The 13,334-nt window shown below is 48.6% G+C and carries 10 protein-coding genes; 6 read left to right on the forward strand and 4 right to left on the reverse strand.

The window, feature by feature from the left end:
- Nucleotides 1-59 precede the first annotated feature (59 nt).
- Both KG631_RS00625 and KG631_RS00630 read left to right on the forward strand, forming a co-directional pair.
- Nucleotides 60-686, forward strand: a complete 627-nt coding sequence (locus tag KG631_RS00625; protein WP_213994729.1) for a hypothetical protein — start codon at nt 60-62, stop codon at nt 684-686.
- Between the two features lie 8 nt (nt 687-694).
- Nucleotides 695-3,262, forward strand: coding sequence for a chemotaxis protein CheB (locus KG631_RS00630; protein ID WP_365867967.1), 2,568 nt, complete (start codon nt 695-697; stop codon nt 3,260-3,262).
- A 262-nt stretch (nt 3,263-3,524) separates the two neighbouring features.
- On the opposite strand, the gene KG631_RS00635 is transcribed toward KG631_RS00630, so the two are convergent.
- Nucleotides 3,525-3,965, reverse strand: coding sequence for a nucleoside deaminase (locus KG631_RS00635; RefSeq protein WP_213994730.1), 441 nt, complete (start codon nt 3,963-3,965; stop codon nt 3,525-3,527).
- Between the two features lie 298 nt (nt 3,966-4,263).
- Here KG631_RS00635 and umuD point away from each other — a divergent pair, with 298 nt between their 5' ends.
- The 3 genes from umuD to KG631_RS00650 all read left to right on the forward strand — a co-directional run bounded on the left by umuD (nt 4,264) and on the right by KG631_RS00650 (nt 8,739).
- Entirely contained in the window at nt 4,264-4,695 is a 432-nt protein-coding gene (gene umuD / locus KG631_RS00640; RefSeq protein WP_213994732.1) for a translesion error-prone DNA polymerase V autoproteolytic subunit, read from the forward strand.
- Nucleotides 4,692-5,969 (forward strand): translesion error-prone DNA polymerase V subunit UmuC, encoded by a 1,278-nt coding sequence (gene umuC / locus KG631_RS00645; RefSeq protein WP_213994734.1) that lies wholly within the window; start codon nt 4,692-4,694, stop codon nt 5,967-5,969. The genes umuD and umuC overlap by 4 nt, the downstream gene beginning before the upstream one ends.
- Nucleotides 5,970-6,030: 61 nt before the next feature.
- Complete coding sequence (locus KG631_RS00650; RefSeq protein ID WP_213994735.1) at nt 6,031-8,739, forward strand: EAL domain-containing protein; 2,709 nt, start codon at nt 6,031-6,033, stop codon at nt 8,737-8,739.
- On the opposite strand, the gene KG631_RS00655 is transcribed toward KG631_RS00650, so the two are convergent.
- Both KG631_RS00655 and KG631_RS00660 read right to left on the reverse strand, forming a co-directional pair.
- Complete coding sequence (locus tag KG631_RS00655; RefSeq protein ID WP_213994736.1) at nt 8,731-9,240, reverse strand: STAS domain-containing protein; 510 nt, start codon at nt 9,238-9,240, stop codon at nt 8,731-8,733. The genes KG631_RS00650 and KG631_RS00655 overlap by 9 nt on opposite strands.
- Before the next feature lie 35 nt (nt 9,241-9,275).
- Entirely contained in the window at nt 9,276-10,628 is a 1,353-nt protein-coding gene (locus KG631_RS00660; protein WP_213994737.1) for a SpoIIE family protein phosphatase, read from the reverse strand.
- 393 nt (nt 10,629-11,021) lie between these two features.
- On the opposite strand from KG631_RS00660, the gene KG631_RS00665 reads away from it, so the two are divergent.
- A complete protein-coding gene (locus KG631_RS00665; RefSeq protein ID WP_213994739.1) occupies nt 11,022-11,474 on the forward strand; it encodes a PA2169 family four-helix-bundle protein in 453 nt (150 codons plus the stop codon).
- Nucleotides 11,475-11,562: 88 nt separating this feature from the next.
- On the opposite strand, the gene KG631_RS00670 is transcribed toward KG631_RS00665, so the two are convergent.
- Nucleotides 11,563-13,332, reverse strand: a complete 1,770-nt coding sequence (locus KG631_RS00670) for an N-acetylglutaminylglutamine amidotransferase (RefSeq protein WP_213994740.1) — start codon at nt 13,330-13,332, stop codon at nt 11,563-11,565.
- Nucleotides 13,333-13,334: the final 2 nt, after the last annotated feature.

Raw genomic sequence — 13,334 nt, forward strand, 5'->3', positions numbered from 1 at the left:
GTTTACTGTCCACTATTAAGCCTATACTACAGCACGTCTATCCGTTACTGAAGATTTACATGACTAAGCCAACCGCGCCACCCTTGTTAACGGCTACTTTGCGCCAGCAAGCAGAACAACGACTTAGCAACAGTGCTGGCCAGCTTAGCACTGCCTTTAACGCCGGCGCAGATGCGCTGGGTGTGTTGTACCGGCTTAGTAGTAATGCCAGCACCGCCAATGATGGCCTGAAGTTACTGCATGAATTACAAGTTCATCAGGTAGAGCTTGATTTACAACTGGAGCAACTGCAAAGCAACGAACGTGAGTTGCAGCACGAATTTGCCTGTTACCGGCAATTTTTTACGATGAATCCAGCCGCGTGTTTAGTGCTGAGTCAGGACGGTGTCATCACCGCAGCAAATGATGCTGCCAGCCGCTTATTTGCCCACCTGATCAACACTGAGCACGGACTCGCTGACAAGCCACTTTGTGGTAGTTCATTTTTGTCGTTGTTAAGCGCCACTTGCCGGCCATTATTCACTGCTGCTCTGGCCAGAGTCCAACGCAGTAAACAACGTGCTACCCTGCTTGTTACCACAGTGCCAGATAAACAAAAAGACAATGCGGTTGCCGGTGCAGGCACCCTGCGTTTGTCGTTAAGCATGAGTCCCGATCACCACGCTATTCTTATTATGCTGACGTGAGTACTGACGTGAACAAAGCGAGTGCAACTAAAACCGGTCCTGCTATTGTTGGCATTGGTGCGTCAGCCGGCGGCCTTGAGGCATTGGACCAGCTTTTGCTGCATACCCCGCCCGACACTGGCCTGGCCTGGATTATTGTCCAGCATCTGGACCCGACCAAAAAAGCCATGTTGCCGGAATTATTAGGCCGGGCAACCAGTATGGACGTGCAACAAGCCGAAGATGGCATGCGGATCTGCGCCAATCAGGTGTATGTTATCGCACCAAATACCGAACTCAGAGTGGAACATGGCGTTCTGAAACTGGCTACTCCGACCGAGCAAAGGGGCATGCGCCTGCCGGTAAATATTTTATTTAGCTCACTGGCTGCGGGGCTTGGCGAAAATGCGATCGGTGTTATTTTATCCGGAATGGGTAACGACGGTTCCCTTGGGGTGCAGGCAATTAAAGCAGCCGGGGGGATCACCGCTGCCCAACTACCTGCATCGGCCCACTTTAGCTCAATGCCAGAGTCCGCTATTGCCACCGGTGCTGTCGATATTATTGCCGCTACCGAGCAGCTTACTGCCCGCATACTCTCAGTAAGGGCGCACACCCCCAGCCCGGATATAACGGCCAGCCAGCGGCAGGTAAGCGCAGCAGTCAGCCCGGCCAGTGCATTGCAGCGGATTATCAACCGCTTACAACGTCATAACCGGCACGATTTTTCTCTGTATAAAACCAGCACCCTGCAACGCAGAATTGAACGGCGTATTGCCATTCATGCGCTTGATTCCATGCAGCACTATGCTGATTTTCTTGATGACAACCCACAGGAAAATGATCTGCTGTTTAAAGAGCTGCTCATCGGCGTGACAGAGTTCTTTCGTGACACTGATGTCTGGGATTACCTGGCCAGTAAGGCCTTGCCGGCACTGCTGCAGCAACAACATGATAGCACTGCGCTGCGGGCCTGGAGTATAGGTTGTTCCACCGGCGAAGAGGCCTATTCATTCGCGATAGTGTTTTGTCAGTTGCAGCAACGTCAGCCAGAGTTTAAAAAGTTTAGTTTAAAGATTTTTGCCTCTGATCTCAGCCCGGATGCCATTGCCAAGGCGCGGCGAGGCCAATATCCCCTGGCCATCAGCGAACAGATGAGTAACGCAACACTGAGTCAGTTTTTCAACCGGCATGACACTTATTATCAAATTAAACAACAGATCCGCGATATGGTGTTATTTGCCGAGCACAATGTCATTCTGGACCCACCGTTCACCCGGCAAAATATCATTATCTGCCGCAATCTGCTGATTTACTTTGATGCTAAACTGCAGCGCACCCTTATGCCATTGCTGCATTACAGCCTTTGCCGCAACGGCCTGTTATTATTGGGCAGCTCAGAAACGATTGGCCGGTTTAATGAATTATTTGCGCCAATGCAGGCAAAGCTACGGTTTTACCAGCGCCTGGAACCGATTGCCCCCGGCAACCGCAATCGGGCAGTACCGTCGTTTCCGCCTTTATCCCACCTCGCCAAGGAGCAACCTGTGGCCACAAAAAAAACACCTTCTGCGCAAAGCGACAACCTGCAAACGGCCGCCGATCATGTGCTGTTGCAGGTGTATGCCCCCGCGGCAGTGGTAGTAAACGCTGACGGTGATATTGTTTATATTAGTGGCCGCACCGGCAACTACCTGGAGCCGGCAGCGGGTAAAGCCAACTGGAACTTTCATGCCATGGTGCGTGAAGGTTTGCGGGCGCCACTTGCCATGGCACTGCAACAAGTCCGGACGAGCAACACAGCAAATAAAACTGAGCCATTACAATTACATCGCTTGCCGATACAAAGTGGTGATGATAGTCAGCAGGTAGATGTTACTGTACAGCTGTTACAGCAACCCGCTAGCCTGAACGGCATGACCATGATTGTATTTCGCGACGTGGCAGCCAGCGATCTGCAAAGCCCGGCTGCTGGCATCGATATGTCGTTGGCAGCGATACAACAACAATACCTTATGGAAATTCAGGCTTTACGCGAAGAAACCCGCACCTCGAAAGAAGAGCTGCAATCGAGCAATGAAGAGTTGCAGTCAACCAACGAAGAGCTGCAATCAACCAATGAAGAACTGACGACATCAAAAGAAGAAATGCAGTCAATGAACGAAGAACTGCAAACCATTAACGCCGAATTGCAAACCAAACTGGACGATTTAGCCCTGGCCCAGAGCGATCTGCAAAATACACTGAACAGCGTTGAAATTGCTATTTTGTTTTTAGATCAGCAGCTCAATGTGCGACGCTATACTGATCGGGCAGCAAACATAATTAACCTGCGCGAGAGCGACCTGGGCCGCCCCCTGAGTGACCTGACCAGCTGCTTACAGTACCCGGACCTGCATGATGATGCATTGGACACCCTACGTACCCTGAAATTCTGTGAAAAAGAAATTCCAACCACTGATGAACGCTGGTTTTCCGTGCGGATAATGCCCTATCGCACGCTGGACAATATGATAGATGGCGTAGTTATTACCCTGGTCGATATCAGTGCCACCAAAACACTTGAAGCGGCGCTGCGGGAAAAATCAGCGCAGTAAGCTGTGGCTCAGTGTCTGGGGCTGGTTGGTTGCTATTTGTACTACTGGATGCCGCAGCCACAACAATAACCGCTAAACCCAGGGTAATTTGTCTACGCAATTTGTTCATATTACCTAGCCACTGTGCTTAGCCTCAAAAAAGCAGACTTTCGGTTATACGCCACTGCATTGTTTGGTATTAAACACCAACATCATGCCCTCATTGGTACAACAGCTTACTAAGCTAGCCGCGGTGGTAGGTTTGGTGGTTAACCATAGGCAGTTACTTACCAATATCTTCAAACCACAGCTGCGGCTTAGCGACAATAAAATCCTGCATCAGCTGGATGCACTCGGCATTCTGCTGGTTCTCGAGGACAACGCCACGGCTTTGCACGTAGGCTTCTGGCCCCTGAAAAGTCTGGTTCTCACCAATCACTACTTTTGGAATGCCATATAACAGTACCGTGCCGCTGCACATATCACAAGGCGACAAGGTGGAGTACAGCGTAGCACGGCGGTAATCGGCGGCGGTTAAGCGACCGGCATTTTCGAGGCAATCCATTTCAGCATGCAGCACACAACTGCCCTTCTGCACCCGCTGGTTATGGCCGGCGCCAACAATCTTGCCGTCGATAACCAGCACCGAGCCAATAGGAATACCGCCCTCAGCTAAACTTTTTCTGGCCTGGGCAATGGCCGCCTGCATGTAGATATCTGTCATATGTGAACCTCTGTCAACTATAGCGATAACCGAAAAGATACTGAATTCACTTTTCGGCCATTGTCAGACTTAACACTAACAGTTCAGGTTAAACGCGCATAGTGCTGCTTTGTCACAGCAGCATACAGTCAAAGTAACGACGCCTTCAGGCGCGCTTTTGTGCGTAAATTTCTTATGCCACCCAACGCCTACCGCGAGCGGTTTCTCTGATGTGGATTTGCGCAACGTTAGCGATTACCACTTGGCATTATATAGATCTCATGTATACTGTATAAATATACATATAAAGAGGTTTTGTATGACAGCCTTATTCCCGGGTGATGCACAGCAAAGTGCCAGACTCGCTATCCCATTATTTGCCAGCAAAATTAAAGCGGGCTTCCCCTCGCCCGCGCAGGATTATGTCGAGCGGACACTGGATTTGAATGAGCTGTGTATCCGCCATCCTAACGCGACGTTTTTTGTCCGGGTAGAAGGCGACTCGATGATTGAAGCCGGTATTTATGATAACGATGTACTAGTGGTAGACCGCTCTATTGAGGCTGAGCACGGCGATATCGTGGTGGCAGCAGTTAATGGTGAATTCACCGTAAAAGAGCTGTGTACCCGCCCTTCACTGATGTTATTGCCACGCAACGCTGCATACCAACCTATACGCCCTGGTAATGATGAAGAGCTGAATGTTTTCGGTGTGGTGACTAACGTTATCCGGCAAATGAAACGCAAATGACAACTTCTGTTTTTGCCCTGGTAGACTGCAATAATTTTTACGCCAGCTGTGAAAAGCTGTTCCGGCCCGATTTAGCTGCTAAGCCGGTTGTCGTTTTATCGAACAACGATGGTTGCATTATCGCCCGCTCAAAAGAGGCTAAAAAGCTCGGCATTAAAATGGGCCTGCCGGTGTTTCAGGTGCGCGATTTATTGCAAAAGCATCAGATAGTGGCCTTTTCTTCAAACTATGCGCTGTATGCCGATATGTCGCAGCGGGTGATGAGCACGCTGGAGAACCTGGTGCCCAGGGTTGAGGTATATTCAATAGATGAAGCCTTTTTAGATTTAACCGGCATGGTGTACAGCAAGGGGCTAACCGAACTTGGCCAGCACGTTAGACGCAGCGTACAAAAAGATATCGGCCTTACCGTCTGTGTCGGCATCGCGCCGAGCAAAACCCTGGCAAAACTGGCCAACCATGCAGCAAAAACCTGGGCTAAAACCGGTGGCGTGGTCGATTTAACCTGCAAAGAACGCCAACGCAAATTACTGGCCCTGCTGCCGGTAAACGAAGTTTGGGGTATTGGCGGCAAGCTCACTAAACGTCTTGAGCAACTGGGTATTACCACCGCGCTGCAATTGGCCGATGCGGCCCCCAATTACATTCGACAGCATTTTTCAGTTGTGGTTGAGCGCACCGTGCGCGAACTTAACGGTGAGTCATGTATTGCAATAGAAGATGTCACACCGACCAAAAAGCAAATTGTCAGCAGCCGCGCTTTTGGCGAGCGTATTACTGACAAGCAGCAAATGTGTGAGGCGATCAGCGAATACATTGACCGGGCCTGCAAAAAGCTGCGCCGGGAGCAGCAACAGGCAAAATATCTGACAGTATTTTTGCGCACCAGCCCATTTAGTGACAACGACGCGCCCTATTCAGCCAGTAAAAGCTGTGAGTTGGATAGCCCCAGCAGTGACACCCGCATTTTTTTGGCTAAAGCCATGCAACTACTTGATAGCTTGTGGCTGAACGGCTACCGCTACGCTAAAGCCGGGGTAATGCTAGCCGACTTTTACGACCCCGGGGTGTATCAACCCAGCTTGTTTGATGAGCCGGTAACTGTAAGAGAGTCAGACCAAAAACTGATGCAACTGATGGATACCCTAAACAGCAAACATGGTAAAACGTTGTGGTTTGCCAGCCAGGGAACAACCCAACAATGGGGCATGAAACGTGAACTGCTCTCGCCTGCTTACACTACGAATTGGAGGGAGTTACCGGTAGTTAAATGAGATTTGCTCAGGACGAATAGCTGACACTAACGCAACGCTTTGGGAAGGCTGGAGCGCAGCTATGGCAACGAGGCAACATGCAAAAGCAACCAGTATTTTGAAAGCAAACGATTATTGCACTACAAAAGTATCGTTTGCGCAGGATCAAAATCATGACGCTCAGGGCGCATTATACTGCAGCCCTTTTTTGCCACACACAGGTGCAACAGTGGTCGCCAATTTGGGTAAGTTATTTGCAACAGCGGCAGAACACGAACCAACGGTTTCCCAGTTTATCAGCACACAGCTTATTTTCTGTGATTTGCTGACGACAGTGCAGGACGCTGCCAAATTGATGCATAAGCATCAGGTTAGTTGCATTCTGATTATGGAACACAACAAGGTACTGGGGATTTGGACCGAGGCTGATGCGAAAAGAATCGACTGGCAACTGGCAGATGCTTATCAGCAGCCTATAAAGAAGCTGATGACTTCACCTGTTATTTCCGTTGAAGCCAATACGCCACTCAATCAGGCTGCCAGCCTGATGTTACAAAAAAGGATCCGCCGGCTGCTGGTAATCGACCATCAGCAACAGCCCGTTGGCATCCTGACTCAAAGTGACATTGTGCGTCAGCAACGCATAGAACACTATTTGCGTTTAAAAGACGTCGGATCCAGTATTTCCAAACCACCGTTACACATATCCAGCAGTATGGCGCTTAATCTGGCCGTTAAAACGATGCAACAGCACAATGCTGAGGCGGCTATCGTTGATTTTGGTGACGAAATGCCCGGCATTATTACAGAGAGAGATTTAATTAAACTGATTGCTGAAGGTAACTACCATGCCAAATTATCGCAACTCGCTCAGCGGCCCGTACTAACGGTTACGAAGAGTTGTAGCCTGCTGCAGGCAGTAGATATTCTCAAAGAAAAAAATTTCCGGCATATTGCCGTCACTGATGAGCAAGGTCTTATTTGTGGCCTGTTATCATTTAGCGACATTTTGATCAACGTCGAGTATGCGTATGTCGAGCAACTAAAGCAGGCACTGTATGCCCGGGATTTAGCACTTCGCACCTCTGCTGATTACTTACGGCTGGCACACAAAGTAATAGATGCCTCGCTTGACGGCATTATGATCACGAACGTGCACGGCGTTATCGAATCAGTAAACCCGAGTTTTACTCAACTAACTGGTTATACGGCTGCTGAAGCTATTGGCCAAACCCCAGCGTTGCTCAGTTCCGGTTTACATAATAAAGACTTTTATCGTTCACTGTGGCAGGTGTTGATGGAGCAAGGACACTGGCAGGGCGAAATCTGGAACAAGCGTAAAAATGGTGAAATTTATCCAGAATGGTTATCTATTACCGCTATCCGGGGCGAAAATGGCGAAATATGCCAGTTTGCGGCCATTTTCAGTGATATCAGTGAACGAAAGTCTCAGGAAAAGAAAATTCATCAGTTGGCTTATCTGGATGAATTGACCGGACTGGCAAACCGGCGAATGTTTTTAGACCGTTTAAAACTGGCGCTGGCTAATGCCCAGCGTCATCAACATCAAATGGCGGTTTTATTTCTTGATTTAGATTTATTTAAACGGATTAACGATACCCTGGGCCATCAGGCTGGAGATGAGGTATTAACAGAGGTTGCCCGCAGATTAACAGCTACTGTGCGCGAGGGCGAGTCGGTGGCCCGTCTGGGGGGCGATGAGTTCACTATTTTACTACCAGAAATTGATGACATCTCCTCGTTAGACAAGATTGCCCGGCGTCTGGTGCAGCAATTTGAAAAGCCTTTCCGGTTACTGGAACAAGAATTCGTGCTGACCACCAGCATTGGTATCAGTTTATTTCCGGTGGATGCGAAAACCACTGATCAGTTAATCAAACATGCAGATGTTGCAATGTATCAGGCAAAATCAGCCGGTCGTAACCAGTACTGTTTTTACCAGGAACACATTGGCAAGCAAACGCAGGATGAGTTAAAACTGGAACAGGCTCTGCGGCAAGCTTTGCAACAGCATAACCTGCAAGTATGGTATCAACCCAAGGTTGACCTGGCCAGCGGCAAGGTTAAAGGGCTGGAAGCGCTCGTTCGTTGGCAACATCATCAACACGGTTTTATTGCACCGGCAAATTTTATTCCGCTGGCTGAAAAACTGGGTCTGATCACCCAGCTTAGTGATCAGGTTCTGGCGCAGGTATGTCGGGACATTCGGGATTATCAGCTACAGATGCCGGTCGCGATCAATGTTTCGGCTTTGCAGTTAAGCGATCCGATGTTCAATCAACGCTTGCAACGCAATTTGTGCCAATGCGGCATCACAGCAAAGTGCATTGAACTTGAGCTTACAGAGAGTTGCCTGATCCCTGAGCAGGCAGATACCACCATGACTCTGCTAACGAACTTGCGGCAGCAAGGTTTTCGCATCTCGATTGACGATTTTGGTACCGGTTATTCGTCCCTGTCGTATTTGCGCCGACTGCCTATTGACTGCCTGAAAATTGATCGTAGTTTTGTCAATGATCTGCCAGAAAACGATGAGGATGCCCAAATAGCACTGGCCATTATCGCGATGGCCAGAGCGCTTGGTCTAGATGTGATAGCCGAGGGTGTGGAACACGAGAAACAACGGAACTTTCTGCTTGAGGCCGGTTGCTATACCGGCCAGGGCTATCTTTACCAACCCGCGCTGCCGGTAGCTGAGTTAATTCCCTATCTGCAGCAGTCAGCACAACGCTGCAGTAAAAACGGTGATGATACCCTGCTGTTACTCTAACTGTTGTTTGAGCAAATCCACCACGGGTTGAAACTCAGCTTTATTTTTATCATTCAGCTCAATCAGTGCCTGGTGTGCCCGTAAAATCATCCTGCCCTGTTCCTGCGTGCTGTATGCCTGAACGCCAATATCTGCCATATCTGCAGCCGCATTACCCAAAGGTTCATCGGTTGGCTGCTGAATAATCTGAAAAGCCTGATCCAGACACAAGCCAAACAGCAGTTCGTTTATTTCGGTTTGGGTAGAAAAAATTGTGGGTTTTGGCAGTTGTTGCTGCTGACAATATCGCGCCAGACCAGCCAGCAAACCCACATAGGTGCTGTCGATAAAGGTTGCCTGATTTAGATCAATAACCACCGCTGCACACTTAATCCGAGTGCTGAACAACCGCTCAATTAAATCATCCATGCCGGTTGCATTGGTATACCGCAGTTCACCACATAATTTGAAATAACAGCAATTATTAATGCTGGCAAACAGGACTTGTTCATGCTCACTCATCCGCTACTCACTTGCAGTTACTTTATGCATTTACTTTATGTATTGTTAAGGCACCGACTTAACTTAAGTATAGTCAGGTCATCGGGCAATGGCTGATCCGGATTAACATTCAGAGCGTGCAGTAACCCAGCGATATCAGTGTTATTGACACTATGCTCTTTCAAAAACTGTAGTTTAAGATCAGTTGTCTGTTGCGGCAGTAAATCTAACAATCCGTCCGAGCACAACAACAAACCGCTGGCATCACTGATATTTAGCGCCTGGTTCTGGTAACTGGCAAAGTCGAACATGCCAACCGGGGTACTTTTCAGCTCAAGGTAACTGGCTTGCTGCTGTTGCAGCAGCAATGGCCAGGGGTAAGCGCCCGCATTGGCATACGTAAGCTGGTGATTCCGGGTATCAAGTACGGCATAAAACAGCGCGATATATTTGGTCATATTTTCCCGCAATAACTCCCTGTTTAGGGTGCTGAGCATAGCTGCCGGATCCAGTAACGTTTCGGCACTACCCCGCTGATAACGCTCGTAATAAGAGCTGACGAAGCGCTTTAGGTAAACAGTAACAAATGCAGATGCCACGCCATGCCCCGAGACATCAGCGATGTAAAACACCACCTGATGCTCGTTAGCATTAAAATAATCTACAAAATCGCCGCTCATATAGGCCGATGGATACAAGACATGGCTAAAATGATAATCGCCGCAGTGAAAACTGGCTGGTGGTAGCATTTTAAACTGTACCTGTTTACCAGCACGTTCACCGGCTTCAAGTTCTGCTAAAGACTGTTGTAGCTGCTGATTACTGATCGCCAGCTCTGCTGTTCTGGCCTGCACCTTGGCTTCCAGAGTATCGTTTAATGTCGCCAATTCTTTAATAGCCGTATACGCCCGCAGCGCTGATAGCACTGTGGTAGTTAACCGCTGCACAGTCAGTTCGGTTTTTGCCCGGTAATCATTAATATCGTAGTCCTGCACAACCTTTTGCTCTGGTGCCTGGCCAGGCTGACCGGTACGCAGCACTATCCGCACCAGGTGGTTTTGCAGCGTATCCCGGATATAATGTACCAACGTCAGGCCGGCATCATCAGTCTCCATCACCACATCCAGCAACACCAGCGCAATATCGTGATTAGCGCTTAAAATTGGTTTTGCCTCAGCAGCGCTATAGGCACTGATAAATTTAAGTTTGTGGTTTTTAAAACAAAAGTCACGCAGGGCCAGTAGAGTTACCTGATGGATTTCGGGATCATCGTCAACAATAAGCACCGTCCAATACTGATATTGATGCTCTGAGGTATTGCTGTCCTCTGCAAACACTATAATGTCATCAGCGGGTTCTGTCGGGCCCTGAACATCGGTGTTGTTTCCGGCAACAACATTAAATGCCATCCGGTTATTCCTCACATAAATGAAAGGGGCTATCTGACGGTAACATAATAAACGTGGGCCACAAACACCCAAATTTCAACAGCAAACGACAATACTACCCTCTGGTAATAATTACAGGCTTGTTAACATAAGTATGAAATAGTTGCGGTGATATGCCAGCCAACAACCCGATATATTTTTACAGATGACACAACCGCAAAACAATTTTCACTTTAATAATCAGATCCTTAAACCATTAAAATACGAAGATTCGACGCTTGTTGCCGAAATTGGCGCACATGCTGCAGCTATTGAACTGTCCCTGCAGCAGGCTGAACTTAGCAATCTCTGCAACTAACGTTTTGGTTGCTTAAAAACCTGCTGAAATTTTAATTGAAATGGAGAACTCACCTTATGGCACAGTTAAATAATCCAGATATTAAACATGTACACGACATTATTCAGGTGCTTAACAGTGGCATCGACTTTTATGGTGATGCCAAAGAAAAAGTGGATGACCGGCAGCTGGCTCAGTTTTTTGACCGGATGCTCAATGCCCGTCGTCTGGTAAAAGAACGTCTGCAACCCTTTGCAATTCAGGAGGGTGGTAAAAGGGAAGATGGTTCAGCCTTTACCGTTGAGGCGCGTAAAGTGTATACCAAAGTAATAGGTGCAGTGTCATCTGATAAGGAGCACACCTACATCAGCCAGCTTGAAGAAGTGGAGGATAAAACGCTGGAGGAGCTGAAAGCAGCCCTGAAAGAAAACCAGCCGCCGCAATTTGAAACGGCATTGCGACAGTCGTTAACCACGATGCAAGAATGCCATGATGAAATGCGGGCATTGAAAAAAGCCACCAGTCACTAGCACTGACTGCCAGCAAAAACGGCCGTAATGGCCGTTTTTTTATGCTCAGCTGAACTGGCTCAGCACTTCATGCTGTCTTTACATCGGCTTAGTGAATGCCGTGCTGTTGTAACCAGAGTTCCAGCAGAGTAACCTGCCAAAGTTTGGAACCGAATTTGCCGGTGTACTGCTCTGGTGCAGCCAGCATGGCATCAATATAGTCCATATTGAACAATTTGCGTTGCCTGGCTGCGGGTTGGCTAAACACCTCTTTTGCCAATTCCAGATACTCGCCCTGCATCTGCCGTAAGGCCGGTACCGGAAAATAGCCCTTGGGCCGGTCAATTACCGCATTGGGAATAATGTCTCTGGCAACCTGCTTTAATAAATACTTGCCACCATCCCGCAGTTTCAACTGATGCGGCATTTGAAATGCCAGCTCAACCAGCTCATGGTCCAGAAACGGCACCCGCGCCTCCAAGCCAAACGCCATAGTCATATTATCAACCCGTTTTACCGGATCATCGACCAGCATCACCGCGGTATCCAGATGCAACGCCTTATCAACAGGCAAACATGAACCACAATTAGCAAAATGTTGCCTAACCAAATTAAGTGACTCATTACGCAGGCAGTATTCGGGCGCTAATACCTGACCCAGCTCTGACTCATCCCAGGAGAAATAGGCCTGGGCATAGCACTCTGCGGCGCTACTGGCTGTCACATCGGTCATCGGCGGATACCAGTGATAACCCGCGAACACCTCATCTGCCCCCTGACCACTTTGTACTACTTTTACATGCTGGCTTACCGCCTGCGCCAGCAAATAAAAGCCGATAACATCATGGCTGACCATCGGTTCAGACATAGCGTCAACACAGGGACGTAAGTGAGTAAGTAACGTATTGTGCCGGGCAAAAATCTTGTTGTGATCGGTAGCATAATGCTCAGCAATAATGTCAGAGTATTGAAACTCGTTCCCCTCCTCCTCTGCCACATTGTCAAAACCTATCGAAAAGGTGTGCAGCTTTTTCTGCCCCAGCTCACTTAACATTCCGACCAGTAACGAGGAGTCTACACCGCCGGACAATAATACTCCTACCGGCACATCTGCTTCCAACCGACGCTTGGCGCTGGTAAAAAGGGCTGCCCGCAATGCCTGCTGCCAGTCTTGCTCACTGCGCTGCTCACTGTTGTCCACCTCAGTATGCAACTGCCAGTAGCAGCCCTGACTAATTTCACCATCGGCAGTAACTTTCAGCCAGTGGCCGGGTAATAATTTATGGACATTACTAAATAAGGTGTCAGCACCAACAATAGCCCGGAATGACATATACTGATGCACGCCCAGCGGGCTTAACTTTGCCGGTACTTCCGGGCACTTTAATAACGATGGCAGGGTGGATGAAAACCAGAAGCCATTGCGATTATGGTGATAATACAACGGCTTTATCCCCAACCGATCACGGGCAAAGAAGGTACTGTTGCTGTCCCGATGCCAGATAGCAAAAGCAAACATGCCATTAAAACGGGACATACATTGCTCTTGCCACTGTGCGTAAGCCTTAAGAATAACCTCGGTATCACTGGTAGAGAAAAACGTGTGGCCCAATTGTTCCAGCTCATGCCGCAATGCTTTGTAATTGTAGATACAGCCGTTAAAGACAATGGTCAGTCCTAAGCTGGCATCATGCATTGGTTGCGCCCCTGCTGCGGTTAAATCGATGACTTTAAGCCGCTGATGACCAAAACACATATTCCCCTGGGCGGTTAACCCCCATCCATCCGGACCTCGCGGCGCCAGATGCTCCAACATTGAATTAACATAGTGACTTGCTGCCTTACCTTGAAAATTAATCTCTCCTGCTATTCCACACATAC

The sequence above is a fragment of the Arsukibacterium sp. genome, assembly GCF_018402695.1.
Lineage (GTDB): Bacteria > Pseudomonadota > Gammaproteobacteria > Enterobacterales > Alteromonadaceae > Alishewanella.